General features: G+C 59.2%; 17 protein-coding genes. 9 read left to right on the top strand and 8 right to left on the bottom strand.

Going from position 1 to position 26606, the window contains the following annotated elements; genetic code table 11:
• The first annotated feature begins 14 nt into the window (after positions 1-14).
• Genes AB4N91_RS02970 through AB4N91_RS02960 form a run of 3 tightly spaced genes read left to right on the top strand, consistent with a single transcriptional unit; the run spans position 15 to position 4185 of the window.
• Positions 15-974: a cytochrome-c peroxidase gene (locus AB4N91_RS02970; RefSeq protein ID WP_460112108.1), complete on the top strand. Its 960-nt coding sequence runs from the start codon at positions 15-17 to the stop codon at positions 972-974.
• A complete protein-coding gene (locus AB4N91_RS02965) occupies positions 971-2782 on the top strand; it encodes a DAHL domain-containing protein (protein WP_460112107.1) in 1812 nt (603 codons plus the stop codon). Before AB4N91_RS02970 ends, AB4N91_RS02965 begins: the two co-directional genes overlap by 4 nt.
• A complete protein-coding gene (locus AB4N91_RS02960) occupies positions 2779-4185 on the top strand; it encodes an ATP-binding protein (RefSeq protein WP_010457738.1) in 1407 nt (468 codons plus the stop codon). The genes AB4N91_RS02965 and AB4N91_RS02960 overlap by 4 nt, the downstream gene beginning before the upstream one ends.
• A 124-nt stretch (positions 4186-4309) precedes the next feature.
• Here AB4N91_RS02960 and AB4N91_RS02955 read toward each other — a convergent pair whose 3' ends face one another.
• Positions 4310-5635 (bottom strand): APC family permease, encoded by a 1326-nt coding sequence (locus AB4N91_RS02955; protein WP_077749822.1) that lies wholly within the window; start codon positions 5633-5635, stop codon positions 4310-4312.
• 223 nt (positions 5636-5858) lie between these two features.
• Positions 5859-6680 (bottom strand): carbon-nitrogen hydrolase family protein, encoded by an 822-nt coding sequence (locus tag AB4N91_RS02950; RefSeq protein ID WP_077749821.1) that lies wholly within the window; start codon positions 6678-6680, stop codon positions 5859-5861.
• Positions 6681-6804: 124 nt separating this feature from the next.
• Here AB4N91_RS02950 and AB4N91_RS02945 point away from each other — a divergent pair, with 124 nt between their 5' ends.
• Positions 6805-7605: a helix-turn-helix transcriptional regulator gene (locus AB4N91_RS02945; RefSeq protein WP_059406091.1), complete on the top strand. Its 801-nt coding sequence runs from the start codon at positions 6805-6807 to the stop codon at positions 7603-7605.
• A gap of 177 nt (positions 7606-7782) precedes the next feature.
• Entirely contained in the window at positions 7783-9402 is a 1620-nt protein-coding gene (locus tag AB4N91_RS02940; RefSeq protein ID WP_010457746.1) for an FMN-binding glutamate synthase family protein, read from the top strand.
• Between the two features lie 50 nt (positions 9403-9452).
• On the opposite strand, the gene AB4N91_RS02935 is transcribed toward AB4N91_RS02940, so the two are convergent.
• Together AB4N91_RS02935 and AB4N91_RS02930 are read right to left on the bottom strand one after the other, a co-directional pair.
• Positions 9453-9827 (bottom strand): GtrA family protein, encoded by a 375-nt coding sequence (locus AB4N91_RS02935; RefSeq protein WP_460112106.1) that lies wholly within the window; start codon positions 9825-9827, stop codon positions 9453-9455.
• Positions 9828-9946: 119 nt separating this feature from the next.
• Positions 9947-11452: a glucosyltransferase domain-containing protein gene (locus AB4N91_RS02930; protein ID WP_077749814.1), complete on the bottom strand. Its 1506-nt coding sequence runs from the start codon at positions 11450-11452 to the stop codon at positions 9947-9949.
• 249 nt (positions 11453-11701) lie between these two features.
• Between AB4N91_RS02930 and AB4N91_RS02925 the strand changes: the two genes are divergently transcribed.
• The gene (locus AB4N91_RS02925; RefSeq protein WP_010457751.1) at positions 11702-12829 is read left to right on the top strand and encodes an OpgC family protein; all 1128 of its coding nucleotides are present in this window, start codon (positions 11702-11704) and stop codon (positions 12827-12829) included.
• A 111-nt stretch (positions 12830-12940) separates the two neighbouring features.
• Here AB4N91_RS02925 and AB4N91_RS02920 read toward each other — a convergent pair whose 3' ends face one another.
• On the bottom strand, positions 12941-14362 hold the full coding sequence (locus AB4N91_RS02920) for an amino acid permease (RefSeq protein ID WP_010457753.1): 1422 nt from the start codon (positions 14360-14362) through the stop codon (positions 12941-12943).
• Between the two features lie 625 nt (positions 14363-14987).
• Between AB4N91_RS02920 and AB4N91_RS02915 the strand changes: the two genes are divergently transcribed.
• From AB4N91_RS02915 to AB4N91_RS02905, 3 genes are all read left to right on the top strand, one after another.
• A complete protein-coding gene (locus AB4N91_RS02915; protein WP_221107247.1) occupies positions 14988-15446 on the top strand; it encodes an REP-associated tyrosine transposase in 459 nt (152 codons plus the stop codon).
• A 270-nt stretch (positions 15447-15716) separates the two neighbouring features.
• Complete coding sequence (locus tag AB4N91_RS02910; protein ID WP_460112105.1) at positions 15717-18833, top strand: transglycosylase domain-containing protein; 3117 nt, start codon at positions 15717-15719, stop codon at positions 18831-18833.
• 150 nt (positions 18834-18983) lie between these two features.
• A complete protein-coding gene (locus tag AB4N91_RS02905) occupies positions 18984-24056 on the top strand; it encodes an NEL-type E3 ubiquitin ligase domain-containing protein (protein WP_460112104.1) in 5073 nt (1690 codons plus the stop codon).
• A 43-nt stretch (positions 24057-24099) separates the two neighbouring features.
• Here the strand turns inward: AB4N91_RS02905 and AB4N91_RS02900 are convergent, their stop codons facing one another.
• Genes AB4N91_RS02900 through AB4N91_RS02890 form a run of 3 tightly spaced genes read right to left on the bottom strand, consistent with a single transcriptional unit; the run spans position 24100 to position 26596 of the window.
• Positions 24100-25365: a hypothetical protein gene (locus AB4N91_RS02900; RefSeq protein ID WP_010457759.1), complete on the bottom strand. Its 1266-nt coding sequence runs from the start codon at positions 25363-25365 to the stop codon at positions 24100-24102.
• Positions 25362-25850, bottom strand: a complete 489-nt coding sequence (locus AB4N91_RS02895) for a CS1 type fimbrial major subunit (RefSeq protein ID WP_042933024.1) — start codon at positions 25848-25850, stop codon at positions 25362-25364. Before AB4N91_RS02895 ends, AB4N91_RS02900 begins: the two co-directional genes overlap by 4 nt.
• A 5-nt stretch (positions 25851-25855) precedes the next feature.
• Positions 25856-26596, bottom strand: coding sequence for a molecular chaperone (locus tag AB4N91_RS02890; RefSeq protein WP_311096556.1), 741 nt, complete (start codon positions 26594-26596; stop codon positions 25856-25858).
• Positions 26597-26606: the final 10 nt, after the last annotated feature.

Here is a 26606-nt window from a genome sequence, read left to right as displayed (position 1 = left end):
CAAGGAATTACAGGATGTCGCCATTTCTCTACCGCTTGCTCTTGATGCCTCTGCTCGGAGTCTGTCTGACGGCCAGCGGCGCGCCACTGGACGAACCGCTCAAACCGCTGCCGGCCGTGCCGCAGCAAAACCCTCTGCGTGTCGAACTCGGTCGCCAGTTGTTCAACGAGCCACGTTTATCGGTCAACGGCAGCCTCTCGTGTGCCAGTTGCCATCGCCTGGAAAGCGGTGGCGCCGATAACAAGGCGTTTTCCATCGGTTTCAACGGCCAGCCAGTGGCAGTCAATACTCCGAGCGTGTTTAACGCCAGCCTGAACTTCCGGCAATTCTGGAACGGCCGCGCCGACACCCTTGAAACCCAGGTCCACGCCGTGGTGCAAAGCCCCAGTGAGATGGGCAGCAACTGGGAATACGTGGTGCAGACGCTGTCCGCCGACGCCGCTTATCGAACCGCTTTCGGCAACGCCTACCCGGATGGCGTGACCATGATCAATGTGCAAAACGCCCTGGCAACCTACGAGCGCACGTTGATCAGTGCCAACTCGCGTTTCGACCAATACTTGCTGGGCGACACCGACATTCTCACCCGCGAGGAGAAGTACGGTTACCAACGCTTCAAGGCGTACGGCTGTATCGCCTGCCATCAGGGAATCAATATCGGCGGCAACATGTTCCAGAAATTCGGGGTGATGGGCGATTACTTCAAGACACGAGGCAACCCGACCGACACCGACCTGGGCCGCTATCTGCTGACCAAGGACGAAGAGGACCGCTACGTGTTCAAGGTCCCGAGCCTGAGGAACGTCGCCGTGACCGCGCCGTACTTTCACGACGGCTCGGCCAAAACCCTCGAAGACGCCGTGGAGGTGATGTTCTCATTTCAACTGGGACGCATCCCCTCTGTCGAGGACAAGGTGCTGATCATCAAATTCCTCAAGACCCTGACCGGTGAATGGGAGGGCAAACCATTATGAAAATATCCCGCCGACGCAGTGTGGCACTCCTCGGTATCATGGCCCTGATACTGGCCTCGACACTGCTGTTTCTGTACCTCAAATCCAACTCCAATAAGACGTCGACCTACACCGAATCCCGGGATCTGATTTCCCGGATGAAACAGCTGAATGCGCAGTGGGAAACGGAAATCCTCAAGGCCAGGATTGCGATCAACCACAACTACGATCCGCTGGTCACACCGCTGACCGAGATGACGCGCCTGTGGGAACGGTTCGACACAATGTCGTCGAATCACAGCCGCAACACCTCGGCCGTCTGGTTGACCAGCCATGATGCGTACCTGAGCGCCTTCGAGGAAAAGATCCGGCTGGTTGAGCAGTTCAAGTCTCACAATGCTGTGTTGCGCAACTCACTGGCGTTTCTGCCGACCGCCGAAGACGACATTCAGGAACCCCTCGCCCAGTTGCAGGACGGCGACAAACTGCAACTGCAGAACATCGCCAACGACACCTATGACCTGGTACTCAGCACCATGGAGTTCGCCATGGTTACCTCTGACGACAAGGCCGCCGAAATCCTGGTGGGATTGAGCAAACTGAAAGTGAACAAACTGCGACTGCCGGAGGAGTTCCACAGTCCACTGGATGTGCTCAATAACCATATTGAGCTGATTCTGCGTGAGCAACCGGTGGTCAACCGCTTGCTGGAAAACATCGAGGCGATTCCCGTGGCCGAGCGGCTCGACGGCATCACCGATCTGCTGAACAACGATCAGCAGCGCACCGATGCGGTCGACCAGCGTTATCACTTTTACATGCTGGTGTTTTCGGTGCTGCTGGTGCTGTTGCTGGTGTACCTGGCGATTCACTTGATGCGCAGTTTCACCGTGATCAATCGCGTCAACAAGGCCCTGAAAACCGCCAATGATGACCTCGAAAAACGGGTCGAAGAACGCACCCGCGAACTCAAGGATACCCAGAGCGAACTGCTGGACACCGCGCGCCAGGCCGGCATGGCGGAAATCGCCACCAATGTGTTGCACAACGTCGGCAACGTACTCAACAGCGTGAACATCTCCGCCGACCTGGTCAGCCGCAAACTGCGCAGCAGCAAGGCCCAGGGGCTGGGCAAGGCGATGCAGCTGATTAACGAGCATCAAGGCGACCTCGGGGCCTTTCTGACCCAGGACGCGAAAGGCAAATTGCTGCCCGGCTATCTGAATCAACTGGTCGACGCCATCGCGCTCGAACAACAAAGCATGACCGACGAACTCGCCCAACTGACCAAAAGCGTCGACCACATCAAGGACATCGTCGCCACCCAGCAGTCCTACGCTGGCGCCAACAGCCTGATGGAACCGCTGCACATCAGTGAACTGCTGGAAGACGCCCTGCGCATGAACTCCGGTGCCCTGACCCGGCACCACGTCACCGTGGTCAAGGAGTACAACGAGGTGCCGCAGGTCATGGGCGACAAACACCGGTTGCTGCTGATCCTGATCAACCTCATCAGCAATGCCAAATACGCCATGTCCGACCTCAGTAATCGTCCGCGACAAATGACCCTGGGGGTGAAAATCGTCGAAGACTCCACCCTGCAAATCAGCGTCAAGGATGATGGCGAAGGCATCGCGCCGGAGAACATGACGCGCATCTTTGCCCACGGTTTTACCACCCGCAAGGAAGGCCACGGTTTTGGTCTGCACAGCTGCGCACTCGCGGCGATAGAGATGAACGGCCATCTCAGCGCCCACAGTGACGGGCCCGGCAAGGGCGCGCAGTTCACCTTGCAGATTCCGCTGAAAACCGTCCCGGAGGAGGCATGAGTGAGCATTCGAACCGACGCATTCTGTTGATCGACGACACACCGTCGATTCATGACGACTTTCGCAAGATCCTCACCCCGGTTCCGGTGGAGCACCTGGAACTGGACGAGATGGAAGCCACGCTGTTTGGCCGTGAAATCAAAACCACCACGGCCCTGTTCGAACTGGATTCGGCGTATGGCGGCCAGGAAGGCCTGGGCAAACTCACTCAGGCCTTGCAGGAAAGCCGGCCCTACGCCCTCGCGTTCGTCGACATGCGCATGCCTGAAGGCTGGGACGGCGCGCAAACCATCGAACATCTGTGGCAGGAAGATCCGCACCTGCAAGTGGTGGTGTGTACCGCGTATTCCGACTATTCCTGGGATGAGCTGTTGGACCGACTGCAAGCCCATGATCGGTTGCTGATCCTGAAAAAACCGTTCGACAACATCGAAGTCCAGCAGATGGCCAACACCCTGCTGACCAAATGGGAGATGACCGAACGCGCCTCCGTGCAGATGAGCCATCTGGAGCATCTGGTGGACCAGCGCACCACGCAGTTCAAACAGGCCAGCGAGGCGTTGCAGCGGGAAATCGACGAGCGCAAACAGCTTGAATCGCAACTGGTGCAATCGGAAAAACTCGCGTCCCTGGGGCAATTGGCGGCCGGCGTTGCCCATGAAATCAACAACCCCATCGGCTTTATTTCTTCCAACCTTGGCAGTCTTGATGGCTACTTCAAGCAACTGCAAGACATGCTCGATGCCTATCGCGAGGCCGAAGAGGCGATTGCTTCAAATGAGGTGATCGAGCGGCTTGGTCAGTTACGGGAACGCATCGAACTGGAATTTCTGCGCGAGGACATTCCATTGCTGATCAAGGAATCCAAGGAGGGCATCAACCGGGTGGGGCAGATCGTCAAGGACCTGAAGGACTTCTCCCGGGTGGATTCCAACCAGGAATGGCAGTGGACCAATCTGCAACAGGGCATCGAGTCGACCTTGAACATCGTCGCCAATGAACTCAAGTACAAGGCCGATGTGCTGAAGGAGTATCAGCCATTGCCCGACATCGAGTGCCTGCCATCGCAAATCAACCAGGTGATCATGAACCTGATCGTCAACGCGTCCCAGGCGATGGGCCCACAGCGGGGCACCATCACCCTGCGCACCGGGTTTGAGGGTGAACGGGTGTGGATTGAGGTGGCCGACACCGGCTCCGGTATTGCGCCGGACAGCCTGCAGAAAATCTTTGATCCGTTCTTCACCACCAAACCGGTGGGCCAGGGGACAGGGCTTGGGTTGTCCTTGTCCTATGGCATCGTTAAGAAGCACCGGGGGGATATTTCGGTGCGCAGTGAAGTGGGCGTGGGCAGCACGTTCCGAGTCGAACTGCCCGTGCACCAGACACACTCAGCCACCTGAACACCGTAATAGATGCAGGAGTGAGCCTGCTCGCAATGGCGGTATGTCAGTCGCCCTTGATGTTGACTGACATGGCCCTATCGCGAGCAGGCTCACTCCTACAGGGGGGGTGCAGCGTCCGAGGTCAGGTGGCTTCCTGGAAATCCATCTCCGGTGGCTGGCGGCGGAAGCCACCGGTCAGCACCGCCAGGTACACCACTCCAATCGCCAGCCAGCTCAGGCCCAGGTAGATCGCCAGGTGATCGAGGCTGACCATCAGCCACAAATCTGCCGCCAGGCCAATGAACGGGAATAACAGGAACAGCACGAACTCGCGCAGCCCTTTCTTTTCCCCTCCTATCCAGTAATGAAAGATCACCGACAAATTCACCAGACTGAACGCCAGGAACGCGCCGAAGTTGATGAACGAAGTCGAGGTGGTGACGTCCAGTTTCAGCGCCAGCAACGCGACCACGGCGCACAACAGGATGCTGTTGACCGGTGTGCCAAAGCGCTCATGCAAGCTGCCGAAAAATGATTTAGGCAGCACGCCGTCGCGGCCCATGGCGAACAACAGACGCGAACCACTGGCCTGAGCCGACAGGCCCGAGGCGAACTGGCCGACGATCAGGCCGATCAGGAAGATCGTCACGAACAGGTCGCCACCGATGTTGCGGGCGATTTCATAAGCGGCCGAGTCGACGCTGTCGAACTGGAACGAGGGATGGGCGATCTGCACGAAGTACGAGACGCTGACGAAGATCAGGCCGCCGATCAGGGTAATCAACATGATCGCCCGCGGGATGGTGCGGCGTGGGTCGCGGGTTTCTTCGGTCAGGGTGCTGACCGCGTCGAACCCGAGGAACGAGTAACAAGCGATGGCCGCGCCACTCATGATCAGCGGCATCTGCATGTCGCCGTTGAAGAACGGCTTGATCGACCACAACGGCGTGCTCGCATCGCCCCCGACGTAGTGGATGCACAGCGCGACGAAGGCGATCAGCACCAGGAACTGCACCAGCATCAGCAAGGCATTGATGCCGTTGGCCAGTTTCAGGCCGACGATGTTGATCGCGCTGGTGATGCCGATGAACGCCAGCACCCAGATCCACTGCGGCACGGCCGGGAACGCGGAATTGAGGTAGGCCGCACCGATCAGCCAGATCGCCATCGGCAGGAACAGATAGTCGAGCAGCACCGCCCAACCGGCGATGAACCCCAGCTTCGGGCTGATGGCCTTGCGGACATAGCTGTAGGCGGAACCGGCGACGGGGAATGCCGAGGCCATTCGGCCGTAGCTCATCGCGGTGAAAAACATCGCCACCAACGCCGCCAGATACGCGGCCGGGACCATGCCGGCGGTGGATTGAGCGAGGATGCCAAAGGTGCCGAGCACAATGATCGGCGTCATGTAGGCGATGCCGAACAGCACCACCGAACCCAATGACAGGGTGCGTTGCAAACGAGCCATGAGCGACTACTCCGAATTTATTAGATTTATGGCAGAGCCGAGTTCGGCGCTAAATTTCGGGTGTTTCGTTGTTGTTTTGGGTGATCGGTCAAACAGGTGTGTTGTCTGTCAGGACCTCTTCGCGAGCAGGCTCGCTCCCACAGGGGATCTGCAGTGGACACAAACTCAATGTGGGAGCGAGCCTGCTCGCGAAAGGGGCACTCGGAGCAATGCAACATCCGGATCAGCGCGAAGGAATCAGCAACTCCCGCACACCGGAAGCCTGCTCGACAATCTCACCCGGCAACTTCAGCCGCTGGTCATCCAGATACCGGTAATCCTTGCGTGCCGCCTCCAGCCGGCTGAAATCCAGCTCAACCGCAAACTGCCCTTCATCGCGTCCGGCCTCGAACAACAACGTGCCGAGCGGATCCACCAGCGCACTGCCACCGGCAAACACCAATCCGTCATCACTCTCTTTGACCCGATTGACCATCAGCGCAAAGGCCTGGTTTTCCTGGGCCCGGGCCATGATCGCGGTGCGGTGAGTGGGGCCGTAAGGGTCCATGTTGCCGTTGGTGACGATCAGCAATTCGGCGCCCAGTTGCGCCAGGGCGCGGGCAGTTTCCGGGAATTCGATGTCGTAGCAGATCAGCAGACCGACGCGCACGCCGTTCCACTCGCAAGTGGCGTAACGGTCGCCCGCCTCGAACACGCCGCGATCCGACGCCCACAGATGGGTCTTGCGGTATTTCAGGGCGATGCCTTCGGGGGTAATCAGCAGCGTGGTGTTGTAGAAGCGGCCGTTGTCGTTCTCGGCCATGCCGATCACCACGGCGATGTTGCGTTCGCGGGCAGCCGCCACGACGGCGCTGACCGTCGGCCCGTCCAGCGGTTCGGCGGTCTGGGCCACGGTGTCGGCAGTCGGAAAGCCCATCAGGTGGGTTTCCGGGAAGACGATCAGTTGCGTATCCGCGTGGCAGGCAGCGATGGCCGCCAGGGCCCGTTCGAGGTTGTACGCTGTGCCGTTGTCACGGCCCGCCAACTGGGCGAGTTCGACTTTCATGGGTATTCCTTGTTTTGGGCCGAGCGGCAGAAAGATTGCCCGGTCTGTGTCTGTGCGCCAGTATGCGCAGCAAGCCACCGGCCGGGGAATCACGCCGCTGGGGTAACCCGATAGGGGTAGAGGCATGACACTTTCGTTAGACGACATCGCGTGGCACCGCTCGGTCGGGCAACTGATCGACGCCCTCGACAAGCCCAACTTCTGGACGCAGCTGGTGCGCCTGCTGGATCAGTACGTGACCTTCGACAGTTGGGTGGCACTGCTTTTCAGCGCTGACCAGCACCCGCAGGTCTTCGCCGAGTGCCCGGGCGAGGACGGCAGCCCCGATCAGTTGTTTCAGGATTACCTGCGCGGGCTCTATCTGCTTGATCCGTTCTACATCGCCTGCCGCGAGCAATCGCGCACCGGCCTCTATCGGCTGTCGGAAGTGGCACCGGAGCACTTCGAGCTGACCGAGTATTACCAACGATACTTTCGTCTGAATGTGGTGGCCGACGAAATCCAGTTCAATTGCCAGCTCGAAGGGGACCGCACCTTGTGCCTGTCATTGGGCAGCAAGCAGCGTTTCAGCGGTCAGCAGATTGCCTTGCTGTCGCTGATCCAGCCGTGGGTGCTCGGCCTGTTGCGCCAGCGCCTGCCCTACGAAATCAACGAAGTCGTGGCTCTCGCACCAGCACCGATCCAGGGCGATTGGCGCGTGCAGCTGGAAGCCTCGGTGCAACAACTCAAGGGCGCGCAACTGACCGCCCGGGAACTGGATGTAGGGCGCTTGATGCTCAGCGGTTGCTCCAGTAAAGAAATCGCCCGTAAGCTGGAAATCTCTGTTGAAACCGTGAAAGTCCACAAGAAACACATGTACAGCAAGCTGGGGATCAAATCCCAGTCCGAGCTGTTTTCGATATTTCTCCAGGCGCAAAATGCCTGATTGCAACGCGGAGTGCTTTTTACTGTGGGAGCGAGCCTGCTCGCGATTGCGGTCTTTCATTCAGCATTGATGTCGACTGAACCACCGTAATCGCGAGCAGGCTCACTCCCACAGGGATCTGTGTGTATCCATGCACCTGCTGCGTTGAAATTATTGAGTCCGAACCAAGGAACCCGTATGAGCCTGTCACTCCTGAGCCGCTACGCCTTCTTTGCTGCCTGTGTGATTTTCACCCTCGCCAGCCTGCCTTTCCTGGAACACGACTGGCTCTGGCCAATCACCGCCGTGACGGGCGTCCTGAGTCTGGTGGGCCTGTTCGATCTGCTGCAAAGCCCTCACGCGGTGCGGCGCAACTACCCGATCCTGGGCAATATTCGCTATCTGGTGGAGGGCATTCGCCCGGAGATCCGCCAGTACCTGCTCGAATCCGACAGCGACGCCCTGCCCTTCTCCCGGGCCCAGCGCTCGCTGGTCTATTCCCGGGCCAAGAATGAAAGCGCCGACAAACCCTTCGGCACGCTGATCGATGTGTACCAATCGGGTTTCGAATTCATCGGCCACTCGATGCGCCCGGCGCCGTTAAGCGACCCGAGCAATTTCCGCGTCATCGTCGGCGGCCCACAGTGCACCCAGCCGTACTCGGCCTCGGTGTTCAACATCTCGGCCATGAGCTTCGGCTCGCTCAGCGCCAACGCCATTCGCGCATTGAACCAAGGCGCCAAACTCGGCAACTTCGCCCATGACACCGGCGAAGGCAGCATCAGTGCGTATCACCGGGAAAACGGCGGCGACCTGACCTGGGAACTGGGCAGTGGCTACTTTGGTTGCCGTACCGCTGATGGGCGCTTCGATCCTGAACGCTTCGCCGCACAAGCGCAGACGCCGCAAGTGCGGATGATCGAAATCAAGATGTCGCAAGGGGCCAAACCCGGGCATGGCGGCATCCTGCCCAAGCACAAAGTCACCAAGGAAATCGCCGAAACCCGCGGCATCCTGATGGGCGAAGATTGCATCTCGCCGTCTCGGCACAGCGCATTTTCCACGCCGATCGAACTGATGCAGTTCATCCAGCAGTTGCGTGAACTGTCCGGCGGCAAACCGGTGGGCTTCAAGTTCTGCCTCGGTCACCCTTGGGAATTCATGGGTATCGCCAAGGCCATGCTGGAAACCGGCATCCTCCCGGACTTCATCGTGGTCGACGGCAAAGAAGGCGGCACCGGCGCCGCGCCCGTAGAGTTCACCGACCACATCGGCGTGCCGATGCGCGAGGGCCTGCTGTTCGTGCACAACACCCTGGTGGGCCTGAACCTGCGGGACAAAATCAAACTCGGTGCCAGCGGCAAGATCGTCAGTGCCTTCGACATCGCCAGCGTCCTGGCCATCGGCGCCGACTGGGCCAACTCGGCGCGCGGCTTCATGTTTGCCATCGGCTGCATCCAGTCGCAGAGCTGCCACACCAACAAATGCCCGACCGGCGTCGCCACTCAAGACACCCTGCGCCAGCGTGCGCTGGTGGTTCCGGACAAAGCCCAGCGGGTCTACAACTTCCACCGCAACACACTCAAGGCCCTGGCGGAAATGCTCGCGGCGGCCGGCCTCGATCATCCGTCACAACTGTCGGCCAAGCATCTGGTACGGCGCATGTCGGCGACCGAGATCAAGTTGTTCTCGCAGTTGCATGTGTTCTTGAAGCCGGGGGAATTGCTCACCGGTGAAGTGAATGGCGAGTTTTATTCACGGATGTGGCAGATGGCGCGGGCGGACAGTTTTGAGCCTAATGAGGTGGTTGCTGCGTAAAGATCGCTCTGCATGCCAGCCTTACGGACAGGCTGGCATCAGCGACACGTTCACGCTTCGCGCTCGCCATACAGGACAAATCTCGAGAAGAAAAACCCGCAAACCAGACTCAACAGCGAGAACGACCCTACGGTCACCAGCCCGTGGATTTTCCAGACATCAGCGTAATGTCCGACAACGAAACTCATGCCCCCCATGAAAAACACATACAGCAGATAACGAAGTACCGACGCCCCGGCCTCAAACGTGTAGAGCGCATGCACATAGAATGAGAACGTCGCGGCCACACAAAACGCCGAAAAATTACTGGCGGCCTGACTCAGGTCGGCCGCGATGGTGAGTACGTAAAATATCTGCCAATGGATCAACGTATTGGCTACGCCAACAACCGCATACGTGGAGAACTCTTTCCATAAGGCTTTCATGTTCGGTCCTTGAACTGTCGTTGTTTCAGGTGCGGCTCAAACCTAAAGTCGAGGACAGGTGCGCGTCTACTGTAAGAACTAACAGGTAGCGCGGCATTCCAGACCAATGGTCACGGGGTTCACCACTGGAGAGAGCGGACCCGGGCGGGTTCTTTCATGACAATAAAGCCGTAGTCCCCCAGCAGATAAATCCGATAAAACAGACTGTCCACCAGCGGTGGATACCCCTGATAACCCACCAGCGTCGCGTTACGCCGTTCCTTTTCCCTGACCACATTAGTGATACCTGTTTTCGGCAGATTTTCCGCGAGCATGTAGAAATCGATGTTCAACAAGTAATGCAAAACCGGCATCTGCTTGAACGACCCGGCGGCCCCCACCAGCCAGTGATCGGAGTACGTCACCGACATATAAATGCGCTTGGCTTCGCGCAACGCCGGGCGCGAAGCAATGTCGGCACTCAAGGCGTACAGCGCATTCGTCGCGAAGGTTTTTTGTAACGTCAGCACCCGTCCATACGCGAAGGAAAGCGAAAGCATCGCCAACAATGGAACCAGCAACAGCAGCGGCAGCTTTCCGTGCACCGACGCCAGCGCCAGATGGCTCAGGTAGAACAGCAATACGAGCACGACAGCAAAGCCCATCAAGGTGCGGGCGCCTTCATTGAAGTCGCGGAAAAACAATGAGACGCCCGGCACCAGCACCATCAGGACGGGCAAGATCAACAGGCACAGCAGGCCGATCATGGTTTTGTTCAGCCCAGTACCGGCACGCTCCAGCACGCGCTGTCCCACGCGCACGGCACCGAACAGGGCGCACAGCAACAGCGCGGCGAATACCCAGGCAAAGCCGCCATGGAACAGCAGCACGATTTTTTCCAGCACCCAGCCCGCGCTGGTTTCAATTTGCTGCAACGGCGCCGCTGCCCCGTTCAACAATGAGGTGCGCTTCTGAGTCATGAAGGAATAGGCGGTGGCGTAATAGATCAACCCTGCCAGACCCACCTGTACAACTTTGCAGCCGATCAATCGCCACCACGCAGGCCATGCCAATGGGTCGTCCGTGCGCCGCAGCAACTCCATACAACACAGACCGAGAAACACATTAAAGCTGACCTGATAAAGCCCGATGGCCAAGGCGATCAGCGCGGCCGGTATCAGCAGGTGCTGAACGCGAGAAGGGCTTTGGAAGGTAATCGCGTAGATCACCGCCACCAGGCTGAGCGCCATGCTCGGTCCGTCGTATTGGTACGACAGGTTTTGCAGGAAGAACGGGTTGTACCAAAGCGGCAGCACCACCAGGCAATGGGCGAACGTCGGTTCGGGGAAATAGTGAAACGTCAGCCGGGTCAGGGCCCAGCTCATCGCCAGCGTGGCGATCAACAGCGGCAGCGGGAAGATGTTCGGCGCGGCGCCGCTGAAGGTCAGCAGGTTGTAGAACCACTGCGCGAACAGCCGGCCGTCCTCCGCCCAGCCGGTACCCGCGGCCAGGGCACGCCAGTTGTCATCGATGTAGGGATAATCCGCGAGGATCAGCGGCAGGATGTACACCAGCGTCGCGAAAAGAAACAACAACCAGACTTGACGGCCGGTGAGTTCTTTGTCGAGCCATTCGCTGATCTGCATGCCGGCGCCTCAAGGGAATTCCGCCTTCAATCAATAAAGCTTTGAACCTCGACGGTCGTCAGAGATCGCCGACCTGCGTGTCTTTTAGACAGGCGGTTGTCGCCTCGGCAGTGCACAGAGACACTCCGTAATATCCGCACTTTGCAATTGCCGCCGAATCCCTGCACCCTGCGCGCCGCCAATGTGCAGCGCGCAACCTTTTGTGTCGCCGGCGCTCCTACTTCAAACCCCGTTCCAGAGCCCGCAGCCATGACGACTGAACGCGATCACCGGATCGACTTTTTCCGAGGCCTGGCGCTGATCTTCATTTTCTGGGATCACGTGCCCCACAACCCGCTGGGTCAAATCACTCTGCGTAACGTCGGCTTCAGCGATGCCGCCGAAGTCTTCGTGTTCCTCGCCGGTTACGCGGCGGTCCTGGCCTACGGCAAGATCCTGGCCCGCGACGGTTACCTGATTGCCTGCGTGAAAATCCTGCGCCGCGCCTGGGTGCTGTATGTGGTGCATATTTTCCTGCTGGCGATGCTGATGGGCATCGTGTTCTTCGCCAACAGCCATGTGGAGACCCGAGATCTGGTGGAGGAGATGGGCATGCACCACTTCATCAGCAATCCGCAGCAAGCCTTGATCGATGAGTTGCTGTTGCGCTTCAAACCGAACCTGATGGACCCATTACCGCTCTACATCGTGCTGCTGGCCGGTTTGCCGCTGGTGCTGCCGATATTTGTGCGCAAACCATGGGTGGTGGTGGCGATGTCGTTTGCGGTGTACCTGACGGTGCCGTTGTTCGGCTGGAATCTGGCGGCCATCAAGGACGGCGTGTGGTACTTCAACCCCGTCGCTTGGCAACTGTTGTTCGTACTCGGCGGTGCCGCTGCGATTCACACGCAGCGCCCACGCTTGCCCGACAGGCGCCCGTTGCTGCGCCAGCCATTGTTTGTGAGTGCGGCGTTATACGCAGGCGTCGCCGGTGTACTGACCGTATTGTGGCGGTGGCCGCAACTGCATGATGCGATGGTTCCGACCAGCCTGAGCAATCTGTTGTACCCGATCAGCAAGACCGACCTGTCGCCGGTGCGACTGCTGCACTTCCTGGCGCTGGCGTATGTCACGGCGAAACTGTTGCCGGACACTGGCTGGACGCAGAACTGGCTAGCCCGGCAATGCAGTCGCATGGGCCGTTATTCGCTGGAAGTGTTCTGCCTCGGGGTGTTGCTCGCGCCGCTGGCAGACATGATCAATGCCCTGACCGACGATGCGTTTGCCATGCAAATCTTCACCGCGCTGGTGGGTGCAGGATTGATGGGGTTGTTGGGGGTTTGGCTGGATTTCAACAAGCGCCTGACCGCACCGATTCAACCGGTCGCCGTCCATTAAGAAACTCCGCGCCTTTGTGGCGAGCCAGCTCGCTCGCCACCGGAGATTTCGTCAGCCAATAAAAAGGCCCCGGCCAATGGACCGGGGCTTTTGCGTTTCAGGCGTTACGACTTACGCAGCCGAACGCACCGCACCCTGCGACACATTGGTCGGTTGCAGCTTGAACACGTAGAACAACACCGTCAGCAGCACCAGGAACGCCGGGCCGACGTACAGCGCCACGCGGGTTTCCGGGAAGTAAGCCATCAGGCCGACCACCAACACCAGGAACGCCAGCGCCAGGTACGAGCTGACCGGGTACAGCCACATCTTGTATTTCAGACCGGCACGTTCGCTGGCACTCAGGCCTTTGCGGAACTTGAGCTGGGCCAGCAGGATCATCACCCAGGTCCAGATCGCGCCGAAAGTGGCAATCGCCGTCACCCAGACGAAGACTTTTTCCGGGACCATGTAGTTGAGCAGCACGCCCAGCAACAGCACGAAGATCGACAACAGCAACGCGCGACGGGGCACGCCGTTGCTCGATGTGGTGGCAAAACCGGCCGGGGCCTGGCCATTCTGCGCCAGGCTGTAAAGCATGCGCCCGGTGCTGAAGATGCCACCATTGCAGGACGACAGCGCCGCGGTGATCACCACGAAGTTGATGATGCCGGCCGCGGTCTTGATCCCCAGGCGTTCGAACGTCATCACGAACGGACTGCCCTGGGTGCCGATTTCGTTCCACGGGTAGATCGACAGGATCACGAACAACGCGCCGACGTAGAACAGCAGAATCCGCCAGAACACCGAGCCGATCGCGTTGGGAATGGTCTTCTGCGGGTTCTTCGCTTCACCGGCGGTCAGGCCGATCATCTCGACACCGAGGTAGGCGAACATCACCATCTGCAGCGACATCAATACGCCTTGCACGCCGTTGGGCATGAAGCCGCCGTGGGCCCAGAGATTGGAAATCCCCAGCGCCACGCCGTCATTGCCGAAACCGAACGCGATCACGCCGATACCGCCGATCACCATCGCAATGATGGTGACGATCTTGATCAGGGCGAACCAGAACTCGAATTCACCGAAGGCTTTCACCGCGATCAGGTTGATCGAACCCATGCTGATCAACGCGGCGAGTGCCCAGATCCAGCGCGGCACATCAGGGAACCAGACGCCCATGTACACCGCCACGGCGGTGATTTCCGCGACACAGGTCACAAGCCACAGGAACCAGTAATTCCAGCCTGTCAGGAAGCCCGCCAAGGGGCCGAGGTAGTCTTGAGCGTAACGGCTGAAGGAGCCGGCGACCGGGTTGTGCACGGCCATCTCACCGAGGGCGCGCATGATCACCAGGATCGCCAGACCGCCGATGATGTAGGACAGCATGATGGCGGGGCCGGCCATTTCGATGGCCTTGGCCGAACCGAGGAACAGACCGACGCCGATACACGCTCCGAGCGCCATCAAGCGGATATGCCGTTCGCCGAGTTCGCGTTTAAGCGGGCCGCCCTGAGCGGTCTCGCCATGGGGCAGATGATTGCCGACTGGCATAGGGGTACAACCTCGTCTTGTTATTGGATATGACCACCGAGTAACAAAGCGCTGACCGGTAAGCCATTGCTTCTGAGAAACCGGGCCTGCTTCGTGAGCAAACCCGTCTTGCAGGACAACACCGGCAAGATCAGCGGGGCGTGCAGTATAAAAAGCTTCGTACAGGGTTTTTCACTCTATAAACCACAACATTCAGCCAGAACTCTCGGGAAAAGCCCGGTTAGCGGAGGGGCATTACCTGACTTTTGTAGGATCTTTCACCAACTGAAACGCCGCCGAGTATTGCACAGCATTGGTGCATCGTCATGCCCCTGGCCGGGCCTTATTTGCTATTCGACGTGTCTAGGAAGGGCATTTCAGGCAGGCACTAGCCTGTGGCGAGGGAGCTTGCTCCCGCTCGGCTGCGCAGCAGTCGCAAAACCTGTGATCGCGGTTCTACTGAAAGACCGAGATGGCAAATTCGGGTCTGCTTCGCAGCCCAGCGGGAGCAAGCTCCCTCGCCACAAAGCAGTGTTTACGAGTGAATCCTTCAAGAGTTCCGGAAATTTCAGTCAACAAATGCAGCTACATGTAGGCAGATCAGCGATTAGGGTTAGCGGGATCCACTCCAAAAGGAAGCAACGGAATGCATCCACACCCGAACTCACACCGGCTACGCCATGGACGTTTTTCAGAACAAGGTCGGGCCTATCTCCTCACCGCCGTTGTGCATCAACGACTTCCTCTGTTCGATGATTGGCAATTGGGACGCCTGCTAGTCGCCGAGTTGAGACGAGCTCATGATCAGGAGTGGGTCAACTCTATTGCCTGGGTGATCATGCCTGACCATTTCCACTGGTTGGTGCAGCTGGAGCAACGCTCTTTGATGCGGGTCATGCAAGCCATCAAATCCCGCAGTACGCTCACTATCAACCGGGCTTTGAACAGTGCAGGCGCATTCTGGCAAAGCGGCTTCCATGATCGAGCGATCCGCGACGGGGAAGAACTGCTGCCGTTTGCCCGTTACATCGTCGCAAATCCCTTGCGCGCAGGGCTTGTGGATAAAATCGGTGACTACCCTTTATGGGACGCCTGCTGGCTCTGAAACCCCAAATTGAAACTACCTGTCCCAATGTGGCGAGGGAGCTTGCTCCCGCTCGGCTGCGCAGCAGTCGCAAAACCTGTGATCGCGGTTCTGCTGAAAGACCGAGATGGCAAATTCGGGTCTGCTTCGCAGCCCAGCGGGAGCAAGCTCCCTCGCCACAGGGAATGGGGAATATTTGAGATCTGTGCGTCCACAATTTCTTCACCATCGCCAACCACCGACTAAGCTTCAGACAAGTCAGATCAATCTGCGTGAATGGATCAGTCGACTATGGGCGCGTTATGGCAAACCGATACGAGTAAAACTGTGGTCCCGACTGAACGTGTGGATGAAGCGCCTATTCCTGAAAAACCCCCTGGCAGTCGCACAAAGCATGGCTGGGGGGCGTTTTGGTTGTTGCTGATTATTATCCTGATTGTCTTGGGGCTTGCCGCTGCCAAGGAAATGCGTACCTCGAAGTTTCAATCCCGCGAGGTCAGCAAATTCGCCGCCTCCCTGAGTTACGAAATGAAACCCGGCCCCAGCGACGCGATTCGTTATCCAGGCGCAGGCCCTTTCGACTTGCGTCTGGGCTACAGCTCGCTGGGTGAGTTTCTGCCGCGATTGCTCAAGCGTGACTACGTCATTGCGTCGCAAACCCGCTTCTCTGAAAAGCTGATGAACTACACCGACAAGGGCTTTTTCGTGCCTTACGCGGAGAAAATACAGGCTGGACTGTCGATCACCGATTGCCGTGCGGCGCCGCTGTACCAGTACAAATACCCCCAACAACTGTATTCAAGCTTTGAGTCGATTCCGCCCGTGGTGGTCAGCAGCCTGCTGTTTATTGAAAACCGCTTTTTGCTCGATCCTCGTCAGCCCCTGGCCAACCCCGCCGTGGACTGGCCACGGTTCGGCATGGCGATCTGGTCCCAGGTTGCCAAGCTGCTGCATATACCAGGGCAGTCGGCGGGCGGCAGTACGCTGGCGACGCAACTGGAGAAATACCGGCACTCGCCCGATGGCCTGACGGTGTCAGGCGCGGAAAAGATCCGACAGATGATTTCCGCCACCGTGCGTGCTTATCAAGCGGGGCCGGAAACCTTGCAGGTCCGGCAAAATGTGGTGCGCGATTACCTCAATAGCGTGCCGCTGTCGGCGGTACCGGGACACGGTGAAGTGCATGGCATGGCCGAAGGGTTGCGCGTCTGGTATGGCGCCGACTTCAACAGGGCCAACGAACGGCTGGCCAGCACCGACACGGACCCCAAGAGCATGGCCGAAAAAGGCCTGGCGCTGCGTGAAATGCTCTCGCTGATGATCGCCCAGCGCCGCCCTTCTCATTACCTGACCAAGGGTCATGATGAACTGGCCGACCTCACCGACAGCCACATCCGCCTGCTGGCGGCGAATGGCGTGATCGACGCACCCTTCGCCGCCGCCGCCCTGGCCAGCCAGGTGACCTACCGCGACTGGCAGACCCAGCCGACCATCCAGCCGATTGAAACCAACAAAGGCATCAGCGTGGCGCGCAGCCGTCTGGGCGGGTTGCTCAATCGTCCGCTGTACGATCTCGACCGCCTCGACCTTTCCGCCACCAGCACCCTGCAAGGTGAATTGCAAAGCCAGGCTACCGAGTATCTCAAGCGCCTGGCCGACCCGGCGTTCGCCACACAAATCGGACTGATGGGCGAACGCTTGCTCACCCCCACCAGCACCACTCAGGTGCGCTACAGCTTCACATTGTTTGAGCTGACACCGGACGGCGCGCGTGTGCGGGTACAGACCGACAGCACCGACCAGCCGTTCGACATCAATGAAGGCAGCAAGCTGGAACTGGGCTCTACCGCGAAAATGCGCGTGCTCACCACCTACCTGCAAATCATGGCCGAACTGCACGATAAATATGCCGAAATGACCGTCCCGGAACTGAAGAAAGTCGACATCCCCGATCAGGATCGCCTGAGTCGCTGGGCCATCGACTACCTGATTGAGAACAAGGACCGCAACCTGCCGGCCATGCTCGGTGCCGCGCTGGATCGTAAATATTCGGCCAGCCCCGGCGAAGCCTTTTTCACCGGCGGCGGGCTGCACACCTTCGTCAACTTCCGCAAGGAAGACAACGGTCGCATTCCGACCCTGCGTGATGCGTTGCGTGAGTCGATCAACCTGCCGTTCATTCGCCTGATGCGTGACCTGGTGCGCTACACCACGTACTCCGGCCCCAACAACAGCGCCGAATTGCTCAAGGACGATCGCGACCCGCGGCGTCAGGAATACCTGGCCAGTTTCGCCGACCGCGAAGGGACTTCGTTCCTGCTCAAGTTCTGGAAGAAATACAAAAACAAGGACACCCAGGCGCGGCTCGACACCTTCCTGGACAGCATGCGTCCGACGCCGATTCGCCTGGCGGCGGTGCACCGCTATTTGCTGCCCCAGGCCAGCCAGGAAAGCTTCAATGCCTTCGTGCGCGCGCACCTCAAAGGCGCCAAGCTCACCGAAAAACTCACCGACGAACGCCTGCAACGGCTCTACGAAAATTACAGCCCCGGCGCCTACGACTTGCCGGATCAGGGTTTCATCGCCAAGGTTCACCCGCTGGACCTGTGGCTCATGGGCTACCTGCTGAACAACCCGGATGCCAAGTGGAGCCAGATCGTCAAAGCCAGCCAGTTCGAGCGTCAGGAAGTCTACAGCTGGCTGTTCAAGAGTCGTCACAAGGGCGCCCGCGACAGCCGTATTCGCACCATGCTGGAAATCGAAGCGTTCCTGGACATTCATCAGCGCTGGCAGAAAGTCGGTTACCCGTTCGATCACCTGGTACCGTCGCTGGCCACCGCCATCGGCAGTTCCGGCGATCGCCCGGCCGCCTTGGGCGAGTTGATCGGCACCATCCTCAACGATGGTGTGCGCATGCCGACATTGCGCATCGACACCCTGCATTTCGCGGCGAACACCCCGTACGAAACCAAACTGATCAATGACCCGGTCGCCGGCAAACGGGTAATGCCGTCCGAAGTGGCCACGGCCATGCGCGAGGCGTTGTCGCAGGTTGTGGATGCCGGTACAGCCAAACGGGTGTCCGGCAGTTTCATCACCCCCGATGGCAAACCCCTGGCGATGGGCGGCAAGACCGGGACCGGGGACAACCGCATCGAAGCCATTGGTTCCGGCGGGCGGATCCTGAGTTCGAAGTCGATCAACCGCACCGCCACTTTCGTGTTCTATATCGGTGACAGCCACTTCGGTACGTTGACTGCCTTCGTGCCCGGGCGCACCGCCGAGGCCTTCAAGTTCACCTCGGCGCTGCCCGTGCAAGTGCTCAAAGGCATGGCACCGATTCTCACGCCCTATCTGCAACCGGGTGCGCATACACAATGCCTGCCGGTGGAGGTCGCACGGCGCTGAAAAAAGGCGGTAATTACCTATTTTCGGCATTGGTAATTCCAATGTTTATGGGCGGCTGACACTGATTAAGCAGCGGTAATTCAGGCTTTTACTTTGAGCCTCGGGCGTTAGGCTGGTCATTCCACTTAACGCTCAAGGTTTATTAAAAGCATGACTGACTTACACGGACGTATATCAGCGCGACCGACACGGGGGGCGGATGACAATAAAGGTCGCCACTACGATTTCATCAAAAGCCGTATCCACCCCACGTTCAAGGACGCATCACTGCGACGGATCCGGGAACTGAGCCTCACGCAAACGGCTTCAGGGTATTGGGTACAGAGCACCAAGGGTTTCGATCACTCCCCGCTACAACACGCCAACCTCGACCTCTGGTCCGCTCAAAACACTGTCGACCGGGTCATGGACAAGGTCCAAGGTATTTACGAATTCGCCGAGCCGTTGCTGACCAGGGCGTTGCTGGAACAATTCGGTGTCGACGTCGATGTAAAGACCACTTACCTGCACCTTTATCTACCCAAACAGCTTCCCTGGTATGCCAGCAACCTCAACGGCGTGGTGACCCGCACCGTTTCGCTGCTGGACGCGGCCTTGCATAACTTCGCGAGCCGCGAAACCTGCGAGGCGGACTCGAACTTCATCAGCCAGCCCGATGCCCGCGGGCATTTCGACACCCTGGCGATCAAACGCAAAATGTCCATCGCCCAGTTCCAGACCCTGTGTCGCACGCTGGACATTGGCGCGCGCTACACGAAATACCTCGAAGAACAATTGCGGCCCAGGGATGGCCTCGCCCAAGTGGTTTTGAAACACAAGATCATCGAGAACGAGAAAGCCGCGTTTAAAGCCGCCGCCAGGCTGGCCGTCCTGAAGGGCGACATCGACGCCGATGCCGGTGACCTGATCCTGATGATGCTCGATGGCCAGCGCAACCTCACCCGCAAAGGCCGAATCATGCAGTTCGCCAAACTGTCCATGCTCGACAGCCTGCTGACCGGCATCGTCTTGATTACGCCGGATCTGAACCGGGTCCATAAGGTAGTGCCGATCTTCGCGTATGTCCCACAAGACCCCGAGCACCCGCTGAAAGAGTACCCCTCGACCCTCGCGCTGATGAAAGAACTGACGCGTCAGCTGCGCGACAACGCTGTCATCTCCTCCACCGGCATGACCTACCAGCAATTCTTCAGCCGGTTCGTCGATCAATCCGATCGGGGGCATTTTTTCGGCGGGCTGCAACAACGCCTGTTCCAAGTGAAATGGCATCGCAAAGAGCCGCTTGACCCGAGGCCGAGCTGGCGCGAAGAGGCTATCACTGCCCCTCGTCTGCAGTTCAACACCGCACCGATCAGCGGCGAACTCTGGCAGTACCTGTTCGAGCAAAAGCTCAACAAGGTCCTCAATGACGCCCGTCACATCGCCGTGTCCACCGCCGATGCCGATACCCATGCACGATGGGCCTGGTGGGAGAACTTCAAGAAAATCGTCTCGGACATCTTCAACATCGCCCTGATGGTCGTCACGCCGTTCGTGCCCGGACTGGGCCAGCTGATGATGGGCTACATGGCTTATCAGATGGCCAGCGACGCCATCGAAGGCCTCGTCGACATGACCCAGGGACTGTGGACTGAAGCCACCGAACACATTGTCGGCCTGGTCACCGATGTTCTTCAGCTGGAAGCGTTCGCCGCCGGTGCGCAGATCGGTGCGCTGGCACGCCTGAAACTGTCGCCGCTGATCGAAGGCATGAAACCGGTCACCCTGCCCAATGGCGAATCCCGGTTGTGGCACCCCGACCTCAAACCTTATGAATGGCCGGATGTGCAGTTATCGCCGGACTCCAGACCTGACGCGCTGGGGCTGCACGCTCACGAGGGCGAGGCTGTTCTGCCGCTGGATGACAAGCACTACGCCGTGCAAAAGGATCCGCAAACCGGCAACTACCGGGTCAAACACCCGCATCGCGACAATGCTTACCTGCCCGAGTTGAAACACAACGGCCTCGGCGCGTGGACCCATGAAGCCGAGAACCCGCGAGCCTGGGATCGTCCGACGTTGATGCGCCGTCTCGGCCACACCGTGGAGGGCTTCAGCGACGCGGAACTCGAAGCCGTTCGCATCGCCAGCGGTACCGACGACGGTGCGCTGCGCCGGATGTACGTCGACAACACGGCCCCGCCACCGTTACTCGATGACAGCCTCACCCGCTTGAACATCCAGCGCCAGACCCGCCAGGCCATCGAGCGAATTCGTTCAGGCCAGCCTCTGGATCCCTCCTCCTACTGGTTTGAACCGCTGGCGACTTACCTGGACGGCTGGCCCGCGGACAAAGCCCTGAAGGTCTACGAAAACGCCGACATGAGCGGCCGGTTCCGCCAGTACGGCAATGCCGACGCGACGGCCGAACAGACCCTCTCCACCAGTTTGTCCAACCTCATGAGCGAGCAATTTGCGCCAGACCTTGTCGAGTTTCTCAACGAAGAAGAACTGCACGCCGTGCTCGGTCGGTCCACCGCCCAACGTGAACGGGTGCAAGCCTTGCGCGATCGCCTGGCGGACGAAGCCGATCGGCTGACCCCAGATATCATCAATCAGCTTTACCAAGGGGCCCAGGCGTTCGACGATCCGCCGCTGCGACTCATGCGCCACACCTTTCCCGAGTTGCCGTCCCGTGCCGCCGCGACGCTGCTGAACACCACTGACGCTGCCGACCTCAAGCGCATGACCCAAACGCAACGACTGCCCTTGAGCCTCAAGAGCCGCGCCCGTGAGGCGGCCTTCGAAGCCCGGACCAACCACGCCTATGAAGGCTTCCAGGACGGCGCGCAGTGGGTGGCGCAAACCGAAAGCCTGGTGCTGAACGCCTTGAGGATTCATACCGACACGTTCGCGCAATTGCGCATCGAGGTTCGTGAAGGCAACGATGCCGGTCCCTTGCGTAGCCGTGTAGGGGCCGAAGACGCGTCGATGGTCCGGGTGCTGGTCAAGGACGATGGCAACCGGTTCGAAGTCTGGGACGGTGACAACCGAAAACTGCACGACGCCACTGACTTTTACGAAGCCGTTCTCAACGCCCTGCCGAAAAACAAACTGGCGCAGTTGGGTTATCGGCCAGGCCAGGGGGGGTTCTTCAAGCAATGGGTGATGGCCAAGACCGAGACACCGGCGCAGCGCCGCACGGCGCTCGCCGCCCCGCCGATCCGTCCGCTGGCTGACCATGAAGACATGATCCTGTTGCGCGGTCCCGGCTTCTCCACCGTCGCCCCCACGCTCACCCAACGGGTGCAGGACATTTACCCTCACTTCAACGACCGCGAGGTCAATACCTTCGTTCGATCCCTCGGTTCGCAGGAGCAAGGGCACCAGACACTGACCCGACTGGACCGCGAACTGGACGACCTGCGAGTGCTGTTGAATCGCTGGCGCTACCAGCAGCCGGATAGCTGGGGTCCGGATCAGCGCGGGTTCGTCAGCAGTGGCGGGTTGCACATTGCCGAACGCTTTATCGACTGTTTCAAACGCAAGCCCACGGTTTTTGGTGAACGCAGCATCACGGCCGACGGCGGGTATGCGCTGGACCTGTCCACAGAATTCCAGGTGCTCGACCTCGAACGCTGGTGGAAGGAACTGCCGGATATCAAACACTACCTCGATCAGATCAGCACCTTGAATCTGGACCGCACGACCTTTTCCGAAACCACCTCCGGCCTCTTGGGCGCCTTCCCTCATCTGCGACAACTGAGCGCCCGTAGCTGCGGCCTGACGCGACTTCCCGACACCATCGGCAAGATGCACCACCTGCGCACGTTGCGACTGATGAACAACGACATCACGTTGACCCCCTCCGCTGTCGAGCAACTGCGAAATCTGACCCGCCTGGAAACCCTCAGGCTCGATGACAACGCGAAGCTGGGCCTGCTCCCGGACGTCGGACGCATGCCCAGGCTGAGAATCCTGAGCTTGAGCAACACGGGCGCCACCACCTGGCCCGACGGCCTGTTCGGGCCCTCCAACAAACGTCGACCGCGCGGCTTCTTTCTGGATATGCAGGAGAACCCGATCAGGGTCATTCCGAAAGTCGTGCCCGGCTCGGAAGATGCCTTCCTCCTGGCCCGGACCCGCTTGTACGAAGAGCAGCTCTCGGACGCCAACCTGATCACCTTCAAGGCGTATCGACGGTCAGTCGGCCTCGCGCCCGAGCAGGTCTACATCGACGCGGCGCGTGACGCGATAGAACTGTGGCCGATGCAAGACGATTCGGTCTGGTGGAGTGCCGAGGTCTCAGGGCTGGGGACCTTCCGCGAGGAAGCCTGGCACGAATTGATGACCGAGCCCGGCGCCAAGGATTTCTTTGCATTGATCCAGAAGCAGACCCGTTCGGCCGATTACAAGGCCGGTGGTGAATTGCGCCAACAACTCAGCAGCCGGGTATGGCGCATGATTGAAGCCATCGACCTGGACACCGAGCTGCGCAAGGATCTGTTCGAAATGGCCAGGGCGCCTACCACCTGTGCCGATGCCGGGGCCCAGGTGTTCAACCACATGGGCATCAAGGTGCTCGCCTCCGAAGCCTATGCCTTGTCGACGTCCAACGCCGTACTTGAAAGCAAACTGGTGAACCTGGCCAGAGGTGCCGCTCGGCTCGCGCGCGTGGATGACATTGCCCGTGCCGATTTCGGCAGCCGCCCGGGCAATCCGGATGAGGTCGAGGTGTACCTTGCCTACGAAACCGGCCTGGCTCAACGCCTCGGTCTACCGTGGCAATCGGAGACGATGCTGTTTCGCACCATCGCCGGTGTGAACGCCAAAACCCTCGACACCGCCTTCGAGACGGTGATGTCGATGGAGGCCGGCGATGGGTTGGTCAACGACATGATCGAACAGCCGTTCTGGCAGAAATACCTGCAGGACACTTATCCGAACGAATTCCGGCGCAATACCCGGTTTTACGAAACCAAGAGCGACGTGCTCGATGAGTTACGCGAAGTCCAACACACCTGGGCCAGTTCCAAGGGCCAGCAAATTGCACAACGACGCGCCCTCAAACAGCGTCTGCAAGACCTCGCCCGGCGCCTGAATATCGATGACAGTGTGGTGTTGACGGACCAGGACATGACCGATGAGGTCTACGGCCAATTGCTGCACGACATGGGTTACGAAGAAAAAGAGCTGAGCAGAAAACTCACCCGCGCAGCGCTGCAAAAAGACGCACAGCCGTAATCGGCAACCCCTGATGCATCGGGTGATGTATCAGGGGTCACGCTTAACCCACTTCCGAATCCCAAACCACCGTGACAGTGCCCGAGTACGTTCTGGCGACACCGGGCTTGATCATTTCCTCGACCTCATCCTGCGCAATCTCGAAGTGCAACGTGCCCGGTTTGCGATCGACATAAAAGCGCGGCTGGAACAGCTCGGTACCACTGCCGTCGCGCCGTAACAGCCGACGGCTGACCGGTTGATCGGTGGCATCCACCAAGCCATTGGGCAGGGTCACGCTGACGTCGAGCGGCACGACATGGCCTGAAGCCGGGTCGCGCACCGAGCAGCGGTTGCCATCGGTGCTGTACTGGCAGTCCAGGCTCATCTTGAAGCGACTCGATGAAGACACATTGAACGTCTGATCACGAAACAGCCGTGTGGGCTTGCGCCCTTGGGTCAGCCAGGCTTGCCAGCCGCCCTGCGGCACCAGTTCAACGCGATTGCCACCGGGTGGAATCTCGACCTTGAGAGTGTGCCGAACATCCAGAGAGAAGTTGAGGGTCAGTTGGTTGTCACTGGGGATCATGACATCGCCCATGTCGAAGTCCTGACGCGGACCGACGGTGTACGGCATGGTGCCGGTGTATTTGCCCGTCTTCATGGTCAGGGGGTTAGGCGTGCGCAGCTCATAAGCGAACACGAAGTACAGGTAGCGAAAGGAAAGCGGAATATCGAACCTCGCCGTCTTGCTGCACACGCCCACTCCTCTGGCGACTCGCCAGAAACTGTTGTAGCCCGAGGGCCCTGCCGAGTGCCAACCCACACTTGAACAGGGTATAGGCGCATAGGCCCAACCGCCACCTACCCACAAGTCATCCCACCAACCTCCTCCGGTCAGTTCAGTGACAGGGCGAGGAATTGCGGCTTCGTGCCCGATCCCGCCGATACGAATGGAAAGCACCTCGGTATCACCCGACTCGTGGGTGACCACCACCTCTCTCCAGTCCGAGGGAACGCGGGCCATTCCTCCTTGCCGCGGGTCCGCATGGTTGGCCAGGATTGGCGCATTCGCCGTGAAGGAAATAGGCGCAATAAGGCTGAACAGCTTATAGGGCGCACAGGCCTGTGGAATCTGCCGGCAAAAACCTTCGGACGGGGTCATGTTGACGAACACGTTATTATTCGGATTCGAGGAATCCGGCTCGAATACCGCTTCGATGTCCATCACTGCGGCCTGTATGGGCAGGGCAAACACCGCACACAGCAGGCTGGCCGATGCAGCCCCCTTCAACGTCCGGGCTGATCGCTTATTCAATAAATTCATCATTTGGGCAACACCGCGTTGAAGACCATGTTGACGCTTCCAAAATAGTTGCCGGGTTTGTAAACCCCATCGGCGGGTGGCACAGGCAGCACTTCCAGTAAAACCCGCTTGCCCTGCGCGGCGTCGACCAGCGAAACCACCTCGCGGCTTTCCCCCTCGCTCAACAACTTTTCGTTGAACAGCACGCGCAATCCAATGTCATGGGCCTGCGTTCCGTTAGACAAGTAAGGCCGGCCCTCAAGGCGGGCTTCGATGGAGCCGGCTTCGCTCTTCACATCGAAATACTTGCGCAAGCCGCCCAGGGTCGAGGTCGTCAGATTCCATGGCAATGACTGTTCACGGTGAATCCAGCCGGGGTCTGCGGGAATGACGTAGAACGCCTGGCTCGGGATCGTCACGAATACTTCAAAGTGCTGCACTTCGCGGGCCGCGAACGCACCATGGCAGGCCATCGCCGACACCATCAGGACCGTCAGTTGTCTGAACATAGTCATCAGCCCTTCACATCGAGTTTCTTGCGGCTCTCGCCTTCAACCAGCGTGAAGCGGTACTCGCGGCCAGCCTGTTTCTCGAACTCGAAATGGCGGCCGGCCAGAACATGATGCTTGGTGGTCGGCTGGCAGTCCTGGTCGTTCTTGACCGAGCAATCCTTGAACTCATCGATCACCACCACGGTGTTGCCGGTATTGCGGATCCGGTACCTGGCCGCCTCGTTTTCGATCACGCTGACGTAACGCGGGTCCTTGGGGCGAACGAAAAACACCGCGCCATACCCGGCCAGCACCGTGACCCCGGCGGACAGGGCTTTCCTGTACTGCTCACGCTCCTCGCCGGAGACGGCGAATTCGTCTTCCTTCTCGGGCACCACCGGTATGAAACGCACACGGAAATAGCGCTCTTTATCGCGCTCGCCCATGTACAGCAACCGCGTGCCCTGCATGCCACTGGCGGGCACGATCAGTCGCGCCGGGCTGGCCATCAAGCCATCCCGGGAATTGCCCTCGGCATTGGATTTGAGCGGCACCTCCCGCGACTTGCCATCGGCGTCGTAGAGAATTTCAAGGATGTTGACCTTGACGAAAGCGGTGCTGTCGCCGCCGTTATAGACGCGTTTCAAAAAGGTACTTTTGTCGCCGTCCAGGTAGTCGTAGACCGTGCCGATATTGATGTTCGGCCCGGCGTGTGCCGTCTGGGTGAACAAACAAAAACCAATCAGTGCCAACCGACGTTTCATCGTCATTTAC

Source organism: Pseudomonas sp. H3_D04 (genome assembly GCF_054669175.1).
This window is presented reverse-complemented; position numbering and strand designations above follow the sequence as displayed.